Here is a 20,735-nt window from a genome sequence, read left to right as displayed (position 1 = left end):
GCCGGGAGGCGTTATTTCATTTAAGCCGAAAGCCGTTCCGCTTGAGTAGTTATTGCATGCGGCAGTTGGGTGGGCGTCTAATTTCCTTTGAAATTAGATTTATAGGTGACCGCCCTGTCAGGCTCCGCATATGTTACAAATGACCAGGTAACTTGCAAGGGAGGAGTCGAGCGATGAAAAAACGAAAGGCATCACCTTCCAGAAAACGCGTACGGGAACGCGGGACGTTCATAGACGCTAATTTGTCGGAGTTGAACTGGCTGGATGACGATATTTACCGGGTGGAAGATAACCCCAAGGATAAAAAGGGGAGAACGGAAATCAGGCAAGTTAGGGAAAATGAAGATGGAACCGTCAAGAACGGATTGCAGCTTCACAGGATGGTACTGGAGAAGAAGAAGGAACGGGCCGGTCAAGTTCCTGTACCCAGGCCGCCGCAGTCTCATCATGTCATTTCCCCTTCCGAGACCAGGGAGGAAATTACGGATACTTCTACAAAAGACAGGGAACAGCAGTCCGTATCTGGCGTCCAAGAGGACTTAAGCTTTCAGGAGGATAAAAGTAGTTCTGATACCGCCCATACGGAAAGTAAAGCCCGAGGAGAAGAGGGAAGGGTGGAGTCCAAGATGGCCTCTAACGAAGCTCAAGAAAAACGCTCTTCAACGGATCGTCCGGATAAGATGGCGGTATTGGATAGAAAGACGGAAATGCCGAATACCCCCATCATCTATACGGATGATCTGGTGGATGCGGCGGTTACCGGGGAGAAAATCGCCCCTCATGCGATTGATTCCCGCAAGCTAAAGCCCGGAAGCGTAACGACGGAGGCACTGGAGGATTTTGCCGTGTCCACCGAGAAGCTCGGCAACGGGACCGTTACCGGAATCAAGCTGGCCGAACAGGTGGTGGAAGAGAAGCACCTCATGGATCGGTCTATTTCCGGAGCCAAGCTCAAGGATTATTCCATATCCGGGGACAAGTTAAAGGATAACAGCATAACATCCGCCAAGCTGGCGGACAAAACGATTGATTCGATCAAAATTGCGGACGGCTCCATTCAAGCCAAGCACCTTCATCCCAACTCGATCTCGACGGAGCTTATCCAGGATCAGGCCATTACTACCGAGAAGATCAAGAGCGGAGCCATCCTTTCCAGCAATTTGGGCAATCAGGTTATCAATTCCGCCAAATTGGCCGACGGGGCGGTAACTACGGATAAACTGCGCGACGGGGCCGTCGTGTCAGATAAAATCTGCCCTAACAGCATAACTGCGGTACATCTTCAAGAGGAATCGGTGGAAGGAAGACATATCCGTGGCCGGTCTATCGGCAACAATCACTTGGCGGATGGCTCCATAACTCATGCCAAGCTGGCGGACCAGGCGGTACAATCCCAGAACATTGCTCCCCAGGCGATTGGAACAAGACATATGCAGGAGAAATCTTTGACCAGCGCTCTATTTGCGAAGGAGGCCGTCGATTCCGACATCCTTGCTTCTGAATCGGTCTTATCCAGACATATAGCAAGGGAGCAAATTACTGCCGAGCATCTGGCCTACCATGGGGTGACGCACTCCAAGCTTGCCGACGGAAGCGTCTCACGGGAGAAAATCACGGATGGGGCGGTAAGCGGTGAGAAACTGGCCGATGGAGCGGTTGGAACCACGAAGCTGGCACCTGATTCCATTCTTAGTGAGCATTTGACAGACGGCTGCGTCACACGGGAAAATCTGGCTCATCTTTCCGTAGAGGCTCATCATCTGAACCGCCATTCCGTCTCCGCGCAGCACATTCAGGACCGGGCGGTTTCGACCTCGGCCATTATGGATGAAGCGATCACCACTATAAAGCTGGCTGCGGGAGCCGTCACGAAGGAAAAGCTTAGCGAAGATTCGGTCGATAGCATTCATATTGTGTCCGAGGCCATTCGCGGCTACCATTTGCCAGCGGATGTCATCCGGACCTATCACCTGGACAGCGAGTCGGTAAGTGAGGATAAGCTGGCTCCGGAATCCGTCAACGGAAGCAAAATCAGAAAACAGGCCATAGGGACCCAACACCTGGTCGACGGTGCGGTGACGAGCGGGAAGCTTGCGCCTCAAGCAGTTAAGAGCGAGCATTTGGCCGACAGGTCGGTAACGACTGCACATCTCCATCCGCAGTCAGTCGGTTCGGAACAGCTTCAGGAAAACTCGGTGACAACCCATGCGCTGAGAGACAGCAGCATAACGACAAGCAAGCTGGCTACAGGGAGCGTAACTGCCGACAAGCTGGATATCGAAATTGTGTCCGGCAAGCACATTAAGACCGAAACGGTTCAAGGACGTCATATACAGCAGGGCAGCATTCAGGGCCGGCATTTGGAAAAAGGAGCGGTCCAAATGGACCATTTGGCTGCTCACAGCGTGGATGAGAGCAAGGTGAAGCCGGGCTCCATCCATACAGAGCAATTGGCCGGCGCGGCGGTGACGTCGGAGAAGCTGGCGACCGGGTCTGTCTTAAGCGGGCATATCGCCCATAAAGCGGTTCATACGGAACATCTGGGAGAGCGGATTATCCAGGAGACGCATCTCAAGGAAGGCTCCGTGACGGAGGATATTCTGGGCAAGGAGGCGGTAACGGGAAGCAAGCTGGCTCCCGGGGCCGTGACCTTCGACAAGCTCGCAGAGCAATCTGTCGGAGGAATTCACCTGCAGGAGCAGGCCATCGGCGAAGAACATCTTAGAGATGAGATGATAGCCCCCCGCCATTTAATGAAGGAGGCTTTTACATCCAATATTTTCGCCGACCAGGGGATAGACGGCAGCAAGGTGAAATCGTTGACGATCGATACCGAACAGCTGGCCAACGGTTCGGTGACCGCCGAGAAGATCATCTCGGGAGCTATACATGGCTATCACTTGGCAAATCATTCGGTGTCGACAGAGCATTTGGCCGGCCGCATTGTCGGTCCAGCCCATATCCAAGAGAATGCGGTAAGCGGGCCGATGCTGCAGAATGAATCGATCACCTCCGACAAGCTGGCTCCCGGTGCAGTGAACAGCACCATTCTTGAAGAAGAAACGGTCGAAAGCAGGCATATCCGTCTGAAGTCGATTGGCGAAGGGCATATTCAGGATGGAGCGGTAGTCGCCCGCCATATACAGCCTGAAGGATTGACCGGAGCGCATCTGGCTCCTGAGAGTATAGACGGCTCTCGACTCCAACCGGGGAGCATAGGCCGTTTTCATTTGGAAGAACAGACAGTTACCGGAGCGCATCTGGCTCCCGGTGCGGTCGCCTCCGAGCATCTTCAACCGCAATCGATTCTGGCAGACCATCTGCGGCCGGGATTGATCGAAACCGGGCATATTCAGGAAGGAGCGATTACCGCCGAGCTGCTGCAGAAGGAGACGATCACCTCCGATAAGCTGGCATTGGGAGCAGTCACCGCAGAGGTGCTGGAGGAAGGAGCGGTCGAAAGCCGGCATATTAAACAGGATGCGATCCGCGGCTATCATATTCATATCGGATCGATTCTCGGCCGACACATTCAGACGGAAGCGATTCATGCCCGCCACATCAAGAAAGGGATACTGACATGGGATCATTTTGAGGAGCCGGGAGTGGACGCTTCGCTCGTTCGAAATTTGAGTGTAGAATCCGAGCAGATTGTCAATGGAGCGGTAACCGGGTCAAAGCTTGCAGTAGAATCGGTTGGCAGTGAGCATATCGTCAGCGAAGCGGTAAGCTCCGATCATATAGCCCCCGAAGCGGTGACGGAGGAGCATCTGAAGGATGGAGCAGTAACCGGACCGAAACTTGCAGTAGAATCGGTTGGCAGCGAGCATATCATCAGCGAAGCGATAAGCTCCGGCCATATAGCGCCCGAGGCCGTGACGGAGGAGCATCTGGAGGATGGAGCGGTAACCGGCCCCAAGCTTGCAGTAGAATCGGTTGGCAGCGAGCATATCATAAGCGAAGCGATAAGCTCCGGCCATATAGCACCCGAAGCGGTGACGGAGGAGCATCTGGAGGATGGAGCGGTAACCGGGCCGAAACTTGCGGCGGAATCGGTTGGCAGCGAGCATATCGTCAGCGAAGCGATAAACTCCGGCCATATAGCACCCGAAGCCGTGACGGAGGAGCATCTGGAGGATGGAGCGGTAACCGGCCCCAAGCTTGCGGCGGAATCGGTTGGCAGCGAGCATATCGTCAGCGAAGCGATAAGCTCCGGCCATATAGCGCCCGAGGCCGTGACGGAGGAGCATCTGAAGGATGGAGCAGTAACCGGGCCCAAGCTCTCTACTGATTCTGTTGGCAGCAAGCATATCGTCATTGAAGCGATAAGCTCCGAGCATATAGCACCCGAAGCGGTGACGGTGGAGCATCTGAAGGATGGCTCGGTGACGGCCCCGAAGCTTGCTGAACGAAGCGTCGCCGGAATCCACATCCAGCCGGGCAGCATTCAACTGGAGCACTTGGCTCCCGAGCTGCTGGAGAACCTGCAGCGGACCGTTACCGCTGCTGTCCTTCCGGCGGAAACACCGGAAGTTGCCGCAGGCCCGCAGGAGACTTCCTCGACAGAGGAAGCGCAAGGCGCTGAGTCTTTGGAAGAAGGGCTTGAATCTGTGGCAGAACCCGCCGTTCCCGCATCCGATTCCGAAGAGGAAGTGAATGCGGAGGCACCGGTACCCGGAATGGAAGAAGCTAAAGATGAGAAGTTGGCAGAAACTAAGGATGCGCTGGTATCCGGATTGGAAGCAACAGAGAATGTACCGCTATCAGGACCGGGAGAACCGTCGAATTCGCCGTCGTCCAAGTCCGACGGGGCACAGCCAGAATTGGCTGCCCAAGCGACTACAGTCTCTCCCCTGCAGCAGTTCGGAGCAGCGCCATTCCGAATCGGGCTGGAGGAAGATTCGGTCGAGGTCGCCGTCAAGCTTCCTCAGGCTTACTCCGATGATCGTTATTCCATCGTGGCGATGACGAACCATCCGGCCTGCTATGCCGTATTGAAAGAGCAGGCGGCCGGCTCGGCTGTCATAGAGGTTGTTCGGACCAGACTGTGCCCGGCTTTCGATGGAATGATCACCTGGATTGCCCTCGGCCACCAATAACACACGAACGAGAAGACGCCCGGTAAACCTTTGGCCGGGCGTCGTTTTTTTTGTTTATCCAGATGCTGCGACAGAATTTGTGGGCCTGCATTTATTTATAGCCAATTCAATTTGCGTTTCTAACGCTCCCCTTATGCCTTCTTGGGAGCAAAATGTTCCATGGAACAGACTTACAAACCTTATTACAAAACAACCTATTACAAAACAACCTATTACAAAACAACCTATTACAAAACAACCTATTACAAAACAACCTATTACAAAACAACCTATTACAAAACAACCTATTACAAAACAACCTATTACAAAACAACCCCTTTTACCAAACCCCCATAAAACTTTTCGTGAAAGCTGCTTGAGATGAAAAAAAAGTTGTTTCCGGTATTTACATTTATCTCTTAATTGATGCTTTTGACTGTTATCCCTTAGACTCAGAAAAGATTATGACTTGCTTTCCTTCAGCCTTGCCACTGTCCTTGTAATTTTTAATCGGTATCTATCCTGGGCATGGTGTCTGGTCACCCACGTGTAAGGGGCAACTCACCCCGGGAGTAGCGTGTTAAGATGGTGGGGAGCTGATCAATATGTTTGGAACCTTTCGGGCCATCGGTGAGAGGAAATTGAGCAGTAGGGATAACAGTCAAAGGATGAGAAGAAGCAACAGGCTGGGCAAGAGTAACTGAGCGAAGGGGATAGCGGTTCAAAGGGTGAGCAAAGAGCAACAGGCCTCGGCACGAAGCTACTGAGTGAGCGGGATAACAGTCAAAAGGAGAGAAGAAGCAACAGGCGAGCAAGAGTAATTGAGCGAAGGGGATAGCGGTCCATAGGGTGAGCAAAGAGCAACAGGCCTTGGCACGAAGCTACTGAGTGAGTGGGATAACAGTCAAAAGGAGAGAAGAAGCAACAGGCTGGGTAAGAGTAACTGAGTGAAGGGGATAATGGTCCAAATGGTGAGCAAAGAGCAACAGGCCTCGACATGAAGCTACTGAGTGAGTGGGATAACAGTCAAAAGGTCGCCGGAGGAGGAGCCGGGCCCTAAAACGCAGAAGTCCCTACAAATAGGTAAATAAAAGGCGGATGGATCCGGTTCTAGATAGAAACATTGAAATGAACTCTGCCCAATAAATTAAACTTGTGTTTTAATAGAATTAATGAACAAGGATCACATTATCGATCCTTGTACTGCGGGCTGGAAAATATAATGTATAATTAATAAAAAAATGGAGGGAGAGGAGAAGAAATAATATAGAAGTTAATTCCTTTTATGCAAAAAATGGTAATAAAAAGGAGGTTGTTAATATGAGAAAGAATAGAATCTTTGTGCTCATAATGATGATCTGGCTTACCATCTTAACGGTTTGGTCGATCAATAAAGTAACCGCATCCCTGACCTTTGACCGCCCCATAACCATAAGCGGGTGGCCGGAGCAAAACCAGCAAATAACGGCCGTTCCGATGGACAAGAATACGGTGTGGATTATTGATTCCAACGATTATAGTTATATTAAGGTGATTACTCGTGATAATGAAGGCTTTAAAATAACACAGTCCTTCATGTCTCTAAGGAATGAATAAAAGCCATCTGTACATATTCAAGGTGCTGTTAATCTTTTTCCCCCGGTGCTTTCTGTCCTCTCCGTTCCAGCCTGCGGTACTGGACAAGCATAGCCGCCCGCCAAGGAAGCAGCATGCCGAACGCCAGAATGAAGAAAATTCCGGCACTTTGGGAAATAGTAATATAAGGCTCCAGAACATCGTGCAGTAGAGTACGCACTAGCAGCAAACCTATGATAACGACAATGAACATGCTTGATCGCTTTAAATAAATCTCATCGCCTACCTGATGAAATTTAGAGGTACGGATGAGCGGGTAAGAAAAAAGCAGCGCCCCGACCAGAAAGGCAGCAGCGACCCATGTCCACGGGATGCGGAATGCGGGTGCCAGAAACATTAAAAAGCCTGTTGCCATTCCGACAGGAGGCATAATGATTTTCTTGAGAGAGGTCGGTTTGTTAGCTGCCCTCAGTCTCAGAACAATGACGGCGCTGCCCGCGAACAGCGATACGAGGATGGACAGGACCTGCGGAGAAAACAGTGCGTGAGTCATCACAATATCACTCCATTTGCAAAAGTATGTGGCCATGGAATGAAGTAGGTCACCTTTCTATTGTAACTAATGTTGCAGCTATCTTCAAAACAGCCGTTGAAGCTAGCAATTACATAGATAATCCGCAGATTAGATAGGCGGCAGTCGGTCATGCGTTCATTATCAGTTTCTCCGTAGCTATGGCTGGTATGGACAAGATCTGAGCAAATGATTATTTATGTTATGGGGATTATTTCCTATGCTGATGAAGAATTTAATCATTTGAGTCAGGAGGGGAAATAGCGACCGTAATCTTTAAAAGAAGGCTGGCCATGCTGATGGTGATCACGACTATTTTGTATGCGTTTACAGTGTGGGTACCGACTGCGGTAACTCCAGTTATGGCTGCGGAGGATTATCTAGTTAATGATGATTTCGAGGATGGAGCAGTTCCAGACAGCTATATAATTAACCCGAATCCGCCAACGGCCGACAATTACGTTGAGGTAAGGGAAGATCCGGCGAATCCGGGGAATAAGGCTCTATATCTTCATGATACTGCCGGAACTACCTCTGTGGCCCGCTCCTTCCTCCCGCAGACGAGCGGTAGGCTGATTCTGGAAGCCGATTTCATGCATCATGAGGGTAAAACGAACGGAATGAGAATTATCCGTCTTCAGTCCTCGGACAATAAAACGGCGGTAAGCATTGAAACAAACAGCGGTCAATTTTCATATCGGAGGGCGTCAGCGGCTTCCCATAGCCTTTTTTATAATTACAGCGCCGACACCTGGTATAAGCTTAAGATCGTTGCTGATCTGGACCGACAATGTGCGGACATCTACCTGGACGGAGAACTTATGCTGACGGATCAGCCCTTCGACGCCGAAGTCCGGGATATAGCGAAATGGGATTCCAACACTCCGGGCAGCTCTAATCGCAGCCATTTTCTGGATAACATCAAGGTATATAAGAACGATCCGGTTACAGTTCCCCTCCCGCCGTCAGAGCTTCGTGCCCGCTCCATGGACGGCAGCGTGGAATTAAGCTGGGGGGCTGTCACCGAAACAACCTACTATACGGTTAAGGCGGGAACCGCTTCCGGCCAATATGACTTGTTCTACCGGACGGAGAATGCGGCGGTCACCTCTTATACGATAGAGGGGTTGAACAATGGCACACCTTACTACTTCACGGTGAGCGCATCCAATTCCGTGGGAGAAGGACCGAATGCGGCAGAGGTTACCGCGACACCGTCAGCCGCCCCGCCGGAACCGACCGGAGTATCGGTCCATGCCGGAGATAAGCAAATCCGACTGTCCTGGGATGCTGTAGCGGGTGCCGAATCCTATACGGTTAGAAGCAGCACCGTTTCCGGCGGGCCTTATACGATTGCCGCCTCGGGGCTTGCGGAAACGGAGTACACTTATACCGGTCTGCTTAACAATAGAACGTATTATTTCGTAATCAGCGCCGAGACGAACGGAGTGGAAGGCCGGACATCGGAAGAAATTGCTGCCTCTCCGATTTCGTCGAAGCCTGTGCAAGCGCCGATGAATTTAAGGGTTCCTCCTATGGCTTATGACGAGCAAAGCATCATTCTGGTTTGGGAAAAGCCGGAGGAATACAGCGGCATTCGCGATTACCGCGTTTATCAGGATGGAAAATTTATTGGCACCGCTAATGAGAACAAGGCGATTCATTCCCCGGCCAGGCGCTTCATCGACAAGTTCTATGCCGAGGATACAGAGCAAATCCATGTGCCGATATCCATGCATAACTTTACAGTCACCGGTCTCGCTCCGTCAACGGCTTATACCTTCACTGTGACCGCGGTTGACGCCGACGGCAACGAATCTCCCGCCAGCAATCCGGTAACACAGACTACGGCTGCCGTTCCCGAAATATTTAACATCGAAGATTATGGGGCGGTGGGTGACGGCGAGACATTGAACACTGCAGCCATTCAGGCGGCGATCGATGATGCGACGCCGGGAGGCAAAGTGGTTATTCCTCCGGGTGTTTTCAAATCCGGGGCCATCTGGTTGAAAAGCGATATGACTTTGGAAATCAGCAGAGGAGCAACGCTTCTCGGTTCGGAAGACCCGGAGGATTACCCCTACGGCTATATGCTGTATAACTATACGACGGTACCTCGTTTTTACTCGCTGATTAACGCTCATACTTATGACCGCGGGACGCTCCGCAATATCCGTATTGTCGGAGAAGGCACGATAGACGGGAACGGATGGCTGCCGCCGGTTCGGTATGATGATGATTATTTCCCAGTCCAACCGCCGGGCAATAACTCCACGTACGAGCAGTTTGGCGTATTGGCCAAAAATCAGACAAACTATGCCCGCGATGTACTCGGCTTAACTCAGGCAGGTGCTTATTCGACACGCTCCAATCTAATTACTCTTAGGGGTGTCGAGAATGTTTTCTATGGCGGATTTACCGCTTTAAATCCGTCCAACCATACTTTGGTTAATCTGGATTCCGATCACATTACCGTCGGAGGAGTCAAGCTGCTTACCTTCGATGACAACAATGCGGATGGGATTGAATTTGGCGGCGGCGAAGATCTGGTTGTGTTCAACAACGTTTTTGACACCGGTGATGATTCGATGAATTTTGCCGCCGGACAAGGGGCTCAAGGACAGAAGGAGGAGCCTACGCGTAATGCATGGATTTTTAACAACTACATGCGGGAGGGACACGGCGGCGTCGTTATGGGAAGCCATACGGCGGCCTGGATTGAGAATATATTGGCCGAAGACAACGTAATGGACAGGACGGAAGTCGGACTGCGCGCCAAAACGAGTACTCCTACCGGCGGCGGAGCAAGGAATATTGTGTTCCGGGATACCGCGATGAGAAACGGCAAGAATCAGGCCTTTATTTTTACTTCGTCTTACTCTGACGTGAATTCGGCGATTGAATATGAGCCTGCCGACCGGCCTTCCCAATTTAAGGGCATTTACGTTCATAACGTATCTGTCGACCATTATGCCAAGGAATCGATTAACGTGGCAGGGGTAGACGGGGGCTTTCACGAGGATATTCATTTCGACCACGTGACCTTCTATCGCTCCAAGCCCGCCAACATCAATTATATGCGCGGCAGCACCTTTAACCACGTGGTGTTCGTTGATCTGCAGAATCCTTGGGCCATAACGAATTCATCCGATCTGGAATTCAGCGGAATGACAACCATGAACACGGCTTCTGAGGATGCGGCTGTGCCGCCTCGCTGGCCGGAGGGAAGCCAATTAACGGCTCCCGCAGTTAACGATACCTCCGTCACTCTCACCTGGACCCCGGCGCAGGATAATGTGAAGGTAACGGGATACAGAATATTTGAGGGCGATACTATCGTTGGCGTTTCAACAGCGACAGGCATGGGGGAAGCGGCCAATACATATACGGTTCAGGGCCTCTCTCCCGGTTTAAGCTACGAGTTCAGGGTGGAGGCGGCGGACGCCACAGGAAACTGGACGGATGCGGGAATAAGACTGAACGTGGTGACAACGGGGCATAAGGATACAGTACCGCCCGTAGTTCCGGACGGAAGCCGGATTGAGCTGGCGGACAAAATCCATACGACCTGGCTCACGATAAAATGGCCTGAGGCTTCGGACAACATAGGAGTTCACAAGTATCTTATTTACGTCAACGGCGAACTGAAGGGCCAGAGCAGAGTAACGTCCTCTTCCCCGGGGAACATGTATACAGTGACGGGTTTGTCGTTCGAAACCCCGTATACTATCGAGGTGGAGGCGGCAGATGCTGCCGGAAATACGGCGAGATATCCCGAACCTCTTGTCGTAACTACGGCAGGGGCTTATGATACCGCTGTCCCCTATTGGCCGGAAGGGGCAGAATTGACGACAGAATCAGTTGCGCCGGACAGTGTGCTTCTGCGCTGGACGGAGGCGAAGGATGATTTGGGAGTCACGGGCTATCGAATTTATAAGGATGGCAAACCGTTTGAGGGTGAAGTGAAATTTACACCGGCCAACCAAGCTCATACAGTCCCAGGTGAAGCCACTTCGTTCAAAGTGGACGGATTATTGCCCGAAACCGAATATCGCTTCAGGGTTGAGGCAGGGGATGCGGCCTCTAAATGGACGGGCAGCGGCCCGAGCGTTACGGTAAAGACATCTGCCGCCGGTGAAGGTCCTCCGGACCCGGTCGATCCGACAGACCCTCCGGCCCCGGTTGACCCGACAGACCCTCCGGCCCCGGTTGACCCGACAGATCCTCCGGACCCGGTCGATCCCACGGATCCGCCTGACCCGTCTCCTGGACGCGATCCGCATCCGATCGGGGGCTACTGGCCGCTGGTTACCCGCTGGAGCGATGTAATCTCGCACTTTGTAGAAGGGGCTCAGGTCCGGGTTAAGATCGATCCGGTCCGGATGAAGGATTGGCTGAGCAGAAATCCGGAGAAGGCTCCTTACTTGGAAATGGGAACCCAAGGCGACGCGCATGATATTACGTTCGAATGGAGCGGCGAAGTCGTCCGGAGGCTGACGGAGTGGAATGCGGACATTACCCTCCTATTGGACGCGGGGTTCGCTGCCTTTTCCCTCCCCTTAAAGCTGTTGAACGACCCGGGCATTGAGGAGGAACTGCGTACTGCGGCAGAGGACATTGTCTTTACAGTCAGGGTAAACCTGGCGGACGAAAATTTCGTTAAACGTTTGGAGATTTATTTGCAGAATCATGGAATGAAGCGGGAGTCGGATATCGTTCAATGGACGGCGACAGCATCTGTTGACGGACGCGTAATCGAACTGCGGGATATCGGCATGCATTATGGCCATTATTTGCCGATAGCCAATGAGAGCATAGAGCCCGATCGTTCCACTGTTGCTCAATATGATCCGGCTGATCAGCGGCTGTCCTTCGTCCCATCTGTCTTCCGGAGGACGGAGGAAGGATGGGGGGCGGACTTCAGGCGGATAGGCAGCGGCTTCTATTTGGCGATAAGCCAATCTCGCTCCTTCAGCGATATGGAAGGCCATTGGGCGGAGGAAGATGTGATCATGCTGGCGAACAAACTCCTTGCGGAAGGGATTGCGAATGACCAATTCGCGCCGGAGCTTCCGGTAACCCGTGCCCAGTTTACGGAATGGCTGGTGCGGGTGCTCGGGTTAAGCGAAGCGGGAGCGGGTGATGAGCCGCTCTTTAAAGACACCGCGCCCGGAGACTGGTTCTCCCGATCGGTGGCAACCGCTGCGAAGCATCGGCTGGTCGTTGGTTATGAGGACGGGAGCTTCCGGCCGAATCAGGGGATTACGCGGGAGGAAATGGCCGTCCTGGTCCATCGTGCTTGGACATTCGCAGACGGAAGGGCCTTGTCACAGAGTCCTGTAAACCGGATACCGCAGTTCCTGGATACGGACAGGATCAACCTGTGGGCCATACCGGCGGTTCAACGGTTGGCAGAGAGCGGATGGATTGAGGGAAGAGCCGACGGATTCTTCGAACCGCAGCAGCCGGCAAGCAGAGCGGAGGCGGCGGTCATGCTGGTGAGGCTATTGAGACAGCTTGATTTTATTAAGTGACCGTAACGCCGATCGGGGACCAAGCCTCTCCGGTCGGCGCCTCATCAGTTGTCCTCCGCATAATTTCATATTCTCGGCAGCGCCTAACCTAACGGTTAGGCTTTTTTTGTGTTTTTGGAGGATGTGAAGAGTCCCGGTTACAGGTGCCGTTACACAACTTTCACGGAGACATACAATGGGATGAAAACCATTGAGCCCGAACAAGTTGTTCGGCTAACAGAAAGGCTAGATTATCCGGGTTCATTATCCGAAAATCCAAGCAGCGGTTGTCTTCCGAAAGAGCCGTACATTTTCCGAATCCGGTATGAGTGAGGGGTTGAGATGACAAGAAAAGTACGAACAAGAAGAGGCCGGCGCCAAGTCCTCAGCTCCCGCGCAAGGAAGGCTGCAATCCGCTGGGGACGCAGACGGCAGGGGAAAATAACCGGCTCGAGAAACAGAAGAAGAGGCATCGCACCCAGGCTGAGAAAATACAATCGCGGCAGCAGGGCAAGCCGGACAGCAAGAGCAAAACTCCTTCGCCACCCGGCTCCGCCCTTCCCCGCCTCCGCGATCAGCCGGACGACGGCTATTCTAGGTGTCCAAGAGCCCTATCCGGCTGTCCATTCTATCCTGGATGAGCTGCAGAAGCTGCCGCTTGAGGACATTATTCTCGTCCTCCGCCATTCCGATGACGCTTGGTTCGCTCAACTGCGGGCACATCCCGCCAGGCCGATCCTTGTGCGTGCGCAACCGCCATCGGAATCCGATACGGAGGCCAGGGAGGCCGGCGCGAGGATCAGCCGCTCCGACATTCTGCTCTTTGCCGATGCGGAGAAAGCTGTTCCGGCCGAAGCTCTCGTACCTCTCATCCTGGCTGTTGCCGGCGGGGTGGAGATGGTCGTGCAGAACGGGTCTGCGGGTCCCCCCTCCCTCCCCTACTCCCTCTCTCGGACGGCTGCCGAGCGGATGGGGTACGGTCGTGCGGCCGATCCCAGCGCTGCCTTATCTGATGCTCTCCGATTGGGTATGAGTGTACAGGCACCCATAGCCGCGGGTGCTGCAGAAGCCCCTTCGGGAGAGCAGGAAAAGCTGCAGGTTAGCAGTCATTCGCTCCAACCCCGGAGTGCGTCGGAGCCTCCAGGCCCCCTGCTTTCCCGGGATTCGGACGATCTGCCGCATGTGGCAGGGGGAGAACGGCCATGACAATGACGAGCATCATCATCCCGACGTATAATGGCCGGGAACTGCTGGCGGCTTGCATTCAGTCCATTCGCTCCTCTACCTCCTCTCCTTATGAGCTGATCGTGGTGGATAACGGTTCTGTCGATGGTACAGCGGAGTATTGCCGTGAGGAACAGCTTACTTATGTCGGGCTGCCGGATAACCGAGGTTTTCCGGCCGCTTGCAATATAGGGTTGAGGCTGGCGAAGGGAAGCTCCCTGATGCTCCTTAACAATGATGTAGTCGTAACCGGCGGATGGCTGGAACGATTGCTTGAAGCTTTGCACAGCGCCCCGGATATAGGAATCGTCGGCCCCTGCTCCAATCGGGTAAGCGGAAGCCAGAAGGTCCGCTTGGGCTATGCCTCTATGGAGCAGTTCCACTGCGAGGCTCATCGGTATATGGAAGCGAGAAGGGGAATCCGTACGGCCACCCGGCGCTTGACCGGCTTCTGCTTTCTATTCAGAAGAGAGCTGTGGGAGCGGATCGGGGAATTGGATGAGCGATTTACTCCCGGTTATTACGAGGACGATGATTATTGTTATCGGGCAAGGAGAGCCGGTTACCGGCTGCTGATTGCCCGGGATGCGTATGTTCATCATATCGGCAGTGCCAGCTTCCGCAGGCATTCGAAGCGGAGCAAACTGCTTTATATCAACCGAAGAAAATTTATTCGAAAATGGGGAGTTCATCCGCATCGGTTTATCTGATGAAGGACCTGACAGGCAACCTGTCAAGTCCATGACCATAACGGATGAAGGGGAGGAAAGCTTATGAAAGGAGTTATTCTGGCAGGCGGCAAAGGTACCCGATTGGCGCCGCTGACGGCGGTAGTTAATAAACATCTCCTGCCGGTAGGGAAATATCCGATGATCCATTACAGTGTACTGAAGCTGCGCGAAGCGGGAATCACCGATATTCTGCTGGTGACCGGCCGGGAAGCGGCCGGAGATTTCATCAGGTATTTGGGGAGCGGCTCGGAGATGGGGGTCCGTCTTACCTATCGGGTTCAAGAGGAGGCTGCCGGAATCGCGAATGCATTGGAATTGGCCCGGCCCTTTATTCAGGAAGGGGAAAAATTCGTCGTTATGCTGGGGGATAATTTATTCGAGGAGAGCCTGACACCTTTCGTCCGCAGCTTTGAACAAAGGGAAGGCGCAATGGTGCTGCTCAAGAAAGTCGATGAGCCCTATCGTTACGGAGTCCCCGTCTTTAGGGAAGGACGTATTATCCGAATTGAAGAAAAGCCGGACCATCCCCGTTCGGAATATTGCGTCACCGGGATCTATTGGTATGACAGCGGAGTATTTGATCGAATAAGGCGAATTGTCCCTTCGGAGCGGGGAGAACTGGAAATATCCGATGTTAACAACCTGTATGCCGAGGAAATGCTTCTTGCCTATGAAGTAATGGCCGATTGGTGGATTGATGCGGGCACATTCTCTTCCTTGCAGGAGGCCTCCAAGTACATGCTTAAACGGCAAGAGTGAGGCTGCCGGTTCTAACGGACCGGGCGCATCGCGGAAGAAGAACAACATTCGGGAAAGGAGCTGCAGATGTCATGAGAAGCGGCAGACAGGCTACATTCATACGCAGGAGGACGGGCAAAACCAGGCGCTTGGCAGGCGGGCGGACAGAGGACGGATTCCGCGCAGGCCATGCAGACGGATGGAGCGACGGTTATCATTACGGCCGCTGCCGGAAGGTGATGGAACAGGTTCCGGACCCATCCGAAATTTTGTATGACCTTCATGTCGTTTTTGTTCACGAGGCGCTGTTTGCCCTTAATGAAGGCATTCGCAGCGGTCTTGAATCGTTGGTCTCGCGAGTGTCGGTCGTCAATCCGATGCAGGCGGACGCGGCGGCCTATATTGCAGGTCTTGCTCCTGATTTGGTCCTCGTCTTGAACGGAGTTCATGCTTTTCCCCCCGAGCAGGCGCAGGCACTAAAGCAATACGGGGTGAAAACCGCGGTATGGTTCGCCGACGATCCGTATTTCACGGACGTCTCCTCCCAAATCGCCCCTTTATATGATTATGTATTTACGCATGAAATGGGCTGTGTTCCCTTCTACCAAGGCCTTGGCTGTCCAAATGTGCACTATTTGCCGTTGGCGGCCAGCCGCAAGGTGTTCTACCCTCAGCCTGTAGGCAGCGAGTACCGGACGGATATTTGTTTTATCGGCACCGGATTCTGGAACCGGATCTCCTTCTTCGATCAAATCAGCCGATACTTGACCGGGAAGAAAGTGATGATTTCGGGAGGTCTCTGGACGAGGCTCAAAGCCTATCCGCGGTTAAAGCATCGGATTACGCTTGCAGGAACGCCCTTCGAGCAGACAGCGGCCTATTATAGCGGAGCCAAGATCGTCGTCAATCTCCACCGGGCTGCGGAAGACAGCCAGCATAATAAAAATTCCCGCCGGCTTCCCGCGCTGTCCGTCAACCCGCGGACATTTGAGATGGCGGCCTGCGGGACTCTGCAGCTCACCGATATTCGCCAGGACCTGAACGATTTCTATATTCCCGGCAGCGAGATAGAAACTTATACATCCGCACAGGAATGGATCGAGAAAGTGGAATATTATTTAAATCATGAAGACCGACGGCGGGAAGTAGCGCTGCGCGGGTTACACCGAACCATGAAGGAGCATACTTACCGCCATCGGCTGATTCAGCTGTTAACGACGGTATTCGGCGATAGACTCGAGTCAGCAAATAAACGATCGGAGGTGACATCATGAGACGTTCGCCGGGAAGGGCCCAGCCTCGTTATACTGCGGGAAGAATGATCGGTTATCAGCAAGGACTTATAGAAGGTCGCCACTATGGAAGAGCATTGGCGGTCAAGCAGCAGTTCGCCGCGATGCACCAACCGCGGTTATGGAACAAGCGGGTTCTGTTCGTAACAAGCGGCAAAGGCTTCCCCTACTCTCCGCTGGACGAGGCGGTGGCCGCAGCATTGCGTAAAATGACGGCCTATTGCGAAACGGCTCTGCCTAATGATCCGATTCTCGGCATTATCGATCGGGTGCAGCCGGATCTTGTGCTGGTATTGGAGGGGATGGTACTTCCTCCGGACGTTATGAATACGATCCACTCGCGGGGAATCCGAACAGCGCTATGGCTGACGGATGACCCTTATTATACGGATATTACAGGCCGAATCGCCCCCTATTACGAATTTGTGTTCACACTTGAAAAAAGCTGTCTCCCGTTTTATCAGCAAATGGGCTGTTCCCGTGTCCATTATTTGCCGTTGGGAGCCAATCCCGATGTTTTCCTGCCGCGTCCCGTTCACCCGTTCCGGCGCCGGGAGATCAGCTTTATCGGAACCGGGTATTGGAATCGGATCGCCTTCTTCAATCAAGTGCTCCCCCTTCTTCATCACCGCAATTTCCTGTTGTCCGGCTGGTGGTGGCATCGACTTAGGCGGTTCCGTACGTATCGCCGCAAGATTCAGCTGGGCAGATGGATGGGGCCGCAGGAAACTTCGGAAGTCTATTGTGCTTCCCAAATCGTCATCAATTTGCATCGCGCCTTCGATGATGAGTCCTATAATTCCAACAGCCGGAAAATTCCGGCGGTATCCCTCAACCCGCGGACATTTGAAATCGCCGCTTGCGGGGCTTTTCAGCTAACAGACGAAAGATCCGACCTTGCAAGCTTCTATGTTCCCGGAGAAGAAATCATTACTTACAGCTCTCCGAGCGATTTTGTCGAGAAGGTGAACTATTATTTAAGCCGGCCGGAGGAAAGAAGGGATATTGCGCTGAGAGCTTTAAAACGGACCCTGCATGAGCACACCTACGAGCAGCGGCTGAATCAGCTCTTTACTATCATCTTTGAACAAACGCCGGGCTGACGGGCGCGGCCTGTCGCCTCAATTTTACAGAAGGAGGTCGCATGACTATGGCAGCTCATTCTATGCGGGCAAGACGAAGGAGCTTGCGGAGCCGCAAAGCTTCTCCGATACGGCTTCATGCCAGACCGGCCAGAAGAAGAACGGCGCGCCGGAGAAACGGTTTATCCTCCCGCCGGTCCATGTTCCGTCGGAAGGGTAAGGCTGCACGCGGACGCAGACGGCTTGGAACGAAACGAACAAGAAGTTACATCCCCCGCAGAACCGGCCCTTACTGGCAGGGCTATCAGCTCGGATACCGGCAGGGCTTCGATGAAGGGGCGGCACAGGGAATGGCGGAGGGAGCCGAAGGGCTTCAGGCTTCCGCTTGAACATGTTCCCGCCGTTTTCCAGAGCCTAGCCGTTTTTCCGGCAGAGTCCGAAGATGCTGAATTCTACTTTATGTCCTTAGCGGAGGCTTCCCTCGAGCAGGGAAGATCCTTCCATCCTACGGGGACAAGCCTTTACTTTTTCTCTATTCTTCTTCTCCTATTTCCTCTCTAATGGCAAATTCCATATTTTCTACTATTCTATGATTCTTCTCTACGAAAGATTCCTGTTGAATTACGAAATGACCGGCCCTTTTTTTGCTAGTGAAAGAATTGCCTGAAGATAGATGTCAAGGTCATAAGCCCCGATGAAACAGGGGATGGACGACCGCCAATTTTTTTCAAGATAGGTTTCTGCTTCATTTATATGAAAAGAAGACTGCATACTATGTATCCTAGTAACACTTATCCCTTAAGTTCTTTTACCCCTATTCCGACGGCTCGACATCACTCCAAGCATGGCTAGCATCAGTCGCATAAAATTACGAGTTGCGCCAGTTAACTTGATGTATTCATTAGGGGACTTGTGAACAACTGCCAGATGGAAAGGAGAGAGCTGCGGATGAAGGTCGTCATTATGGCCGGAGGCAAAGGAACCCGATTCTGGCCGAGAAGTGTTGAGCGCAAGCCTAAACAGTTTCTATCCCTCACCTCGAAGGAAACAATGCTGCAGGTTACGTACGGACGGTTTCGCAAATGGCTGCCGCGGGAGAGCATTTATGTAGTTACAACGAAAACCTATCGATCCCTGGTAGAGCAGCAGCTCCCGGACTTGCCCGCGGACCATATTATCGAGGAGCCGGCCCCTCGGGATACCGGTCCTTGCGTAGCTCTGACGGCGAATTTTTTCTTGAGGAGAGAAGAGGATGAAGTGATCGTGACCGCTCCGTCCGACCAATATATTCCCGATGACGAAGCGCTGATGAAGGCTTTGTGGAAGGCCGAGCAGAGAGCGGAAAGCGATTTGGCCATCGTTACGCTTGGAGTGATCCCGACCAGAGCCGAGACCGGCTACGGGTATATTGAGGCGGAGGAAAGCGCAGAAGGCATCCGGCGGGTCCGCAGATTTATCGAGAAACCTTCTCACGAGAAGGCCCAGGAGCTGATTCTCCAGCCCAATATGTATTGGAACAGCGGGATTTTCATCTGGAAGCCTTCTACGATTGCCTATTATATGAAGCTCTATCAAGCATCAATCTGGAAGAGAATAGACCTGCCGGGGGATACCTGGAAGGAAGGCTATTCCGAGCTGCCTAAAATATCCGTGGATTACGCGGTGCTGGAGAAAGCCGATACGATCTGGACGGTACCGGTCGACTTCGAATGGGATGACGTCGGGTTGTGGACGTCTTTGGAAAGAATTCACGGTACGGATGAGCACGGCAACTTGGCGGAGGGCCCCATCCGATTTTTACATTCGTTCAACAACATCGTCTTTACGGACAAAGCGAAGACGGTCGTCATCGGAGCCGCAGACCTGATCATCGTCTCTACCGGGGAAGGGCTGCTGGTATGCCACAAATCGGATGAGCAGCTCATTAAACAGGTTCTGCAGGAGTGGGAACGCGAAGAAGAAGGAGGAAGCGAGAGAGAATGAAGGCATTGATTACTGGAATATCGGGATTTGTAGGAAGCCACTTGGCCGAGTATTTGCTCGGCAAGCAGGTGGAGGTGACGGGAACGATACGCAATCGCAGCCGAATGGACCATATCCGTCATCTTAAAGATATTCAATTGGTCGAGTGTGAATTGAGGGATCCTTTTTCGGTGGAATCCTTGCTCGCGAAGGTTAAGCCGGATCTTATTTTTCATCTGGCCGCACAAAGCTTTGTTCCGACCTCATGGAATTCGCCTGTGGATACGATCCACAATAATGTGGCCGGACAGGTGAATATCTTTGAAGCGGTGCGCAAGCATGATCTGGACTGCAAAATTCAGATTGCCTGCTCCAGCGAGGAATACGGGCATGTGGAGCCTGACGAGGTGCCGATCAAGGAAACGAATCCGCTCCGCCCGCTAAGCCCTTATGCTGTAAGCAAAGTAGCCCAGGAATATTTGGGCTATCAATACCACAAAAGCTACGGGCTGAAGGTAATCCCGACCCGTACCTTCAACCATACCGGACCGCGCCGCGGAGAAAATTTCGTGACCTCGAATTTTGCCAAGCAAATTGCGGAAATCGAGAAAGGTATCAAGCCTCCGGTACTTATGGTCGGCAATCTGGAAGCGAAGCGGGATTTTACCGATGTTCGCGATGTCGTCCGGGCTTATTGGCTCGCTTTGGAGAAAGGAACACCCGGGGAGACCTACAATATCGCTTCCGGCAAATGCTGCACCATACGCGAGATGCTGAATCTTCTGCTTTCCTTCAGTAATAAGGAAATTACCGTTCAGCAGGACCCCGAGCGGCTGCGTCCATCGGATGTCGAAATTTTGCTTGGGGATTACAGTAAATTCCATCAGGCCACCGGATGGAAGCCGGAAATTCCGTTCGAGCAAACGATGGAAGACCTGTTAAATTACTGGCGCGAGCGTGTTTAAGAGC

The 20,735-nt window shown here is 52.7% G+C and carries 12 protein-coding genes; 11 read left to right on the top strand and 1 reads right to left on the bottom strand.

Annotation, left to right across the window (positions count from 1 at the left end; translation table 11 throughout):
* Nucleotides 1-173: 173 nt before the first annotated feature.
* On the top strand, nucleotides 174-5,099 hold the full coding sequence (locus ACFQ03_RS11430) for a WIAG-tail domain (protein WP_379288227.1): 4,926 nt from the start codon (nucleotides 174-176) through the stop codon (nucleotides 5,097-5,099).
* A 1,299-nt stretch (nucleotides 5,100-6,398) separates the two neighbouring features.
* The gene (locus tag ACFQ03_RS11425; protein ID WP_144939941.1) at nucleotides 6,399-6,674 is read left to right on the top strand and encodes a hypothetical protein; all 276 of its coding nucleotides are present in this window, start codon (nucleotides 6,399-6,401) and stop codon (nucleotides 6,672-6,674) included.
* Nucleotides 6,675-6,702: 28 nt separating this feature from the next.
* On the opposite strand, the gene ACFQ03_RS11420 is transcribed toward ACFQ03_RS11425, so the two are convergent.
* Nucleotides 6,703-7,206: a CcdC family protein gene (locus ACFQ03_RS11420; RefSeq protein ID WP_144939949.1), complete on the bottom strand. Its 504-nt coding sequence runs from the start codon at nucleotides 7,204-7,206 to the stop codon at nucleotides 6,703-6,705.
* Nucleotides 7,207-7,517: 311 nt separating this feature from the next.
* On the opposite strand from ACFQ03_RS11420, the gene ACFQ03_RS11415 reads away from it, so the two are divergent.
* From ACFQ03_RS11415 to ACFQ03_RS11375, 9 genes are all read left to right on the top strand, one after another.
* Nucleotides 7,518-12,758 carry a fibronectin type III domain-containing protein gene (locus tag ACFQ03_RS11415; protein ID WP_379288225.1) on the top strand — a complete coding sequence of 1,747 codons (5,241 nt, stop codon included), beginning with the start codon at nucleotides 7,518-7,520 and terminating at the stop codon, nucleotides 12,756-12,758.
* Between the two features lie 321 nt (nucleotides 12,759-13,079).
* Nucleotides 13,080-13,943 carry a hypothetical protein gene (locus tag ACFQ03_RS11410; RefSeq protein ID WP_379288223.1) on the top strand — a complete coding sequence of 288 codons (864 nt, stop codon included), beginning with the start codon at nucleotides 13,080-13,082 and terminating at the stop codon, nucleotides 13,941-13,943.
* Entirely contained in the window at nucleotides 13,940-14,671 is a 732-nt protein-coding gene (locus tag ACFQ03_RS11405) for a glycosyltransferase family 2 protein (protein ID WP_379288221.1), read from the top strand. Before ACFQ03_RS11410 ends, ACFQ03_RS11405 begins: the two co-directional genes overlap by 4 nt.
* Before the next feature lie 63 nt (nucleotides 14,672-14,734).
* The gene (locus ACFQ03_RS11400; RefSeq protein ID WP_379288219.1) at nucleotides 14,735-15,451 is read left to right on the top strand and encodes a sugar phosphate nucleotidyltransferase; all 717 of its coding nucleotides are present in this window, start codon (nucleotides 14,735-14,737) and stop codon (nucleotides 15,449-15,451) included.
* A gap of 71 nt (nucleotides 15,452-15,522) precedes the next feature.
* Nucleotides 15,523-16,704, top strand: a complete 1,182-nt coding sequence (locus tag ACFQ03_RS11395) for a CgeB family protein (RefSeq protein WP_379288217.1) — start codon at nucleotides 15,523-15,525, stop codon at nucleotides 16,702-16,704.
* Nucleotides 16,701-17,825 carry a CgeB family protein gene (locus ACFQ03_RS11390; RefSeq protein ID WP_379288216.1) on the top strand — a complete coding sequence of 375 codons (1,125 nt, stop codon included), beginning with the start codon at nucleotides 16,701-16,703 and terminating at the stop codon, nucleotides 17,823-17,825. The genes ACFQ03_RS11395 and ACFQ03_RS11390 overlap by 4 nt, the downstream gene beginning before the upstream one ends.
* 47 nt (nucleotides 17,826-17,872) lie before the next feature.
* Nucleotides 17,873-18,193 (top strand): hypothetical protein, encoded by a 321-nt coding sequence (locus ACFQ03_RS11385; protein ID WP_379288215.1) that lies wholly within the window; start codon nucleotides 17,873-17,875, stop codon nucleotides 18,191-18,193.
* Between the two features lie 559 nt (nucleotides 18,194-18,752).
* Nucleotides 18,753-19,787 carry a mannose-1-phosphate guanylyltransferase gene (locus ACFQ03_RS11380; protein WP_144939927.1) on the top strand — a complete coding sequence of 345 codons (1,035 nt, stop codon included), beginning with the start codon at nucleotides 18,753-18,755 and terminating at the stop codon, nucleotides 19,785-19,787.
* Entirely contained in the window at nucleotides 19,784-20,731 is a 948-nt protein-coding gene (locus ACFQ03_RS11375) for a GDP-mannose 4,6-dehydratase (protein WP_144939925.1), read from the top strand. The genes ACFQ03_RS11380 and ACFQ03_RS11375 overlap by 4 nt, the downstream gene beginning before the upstream one ends.
* Nucleotides 20,732-20,735: the final 4 nt, after the last annotated feature.

The organism is Paenibacillus residui (assembly GCF_042677205.1).
GTDB classification, from domain to species: domain Bacteria; phylum Bacillota; class Bacilli; order Paenibacillales; family NBRC-103111; genus Paenibacillus_L; species Paenibacillus_L residui.
The sequence above is the reverse complement of the archived record's forward strand: the minus strand, read 5'-3'. Positions and strand labels throughout refer to the sequence as shown.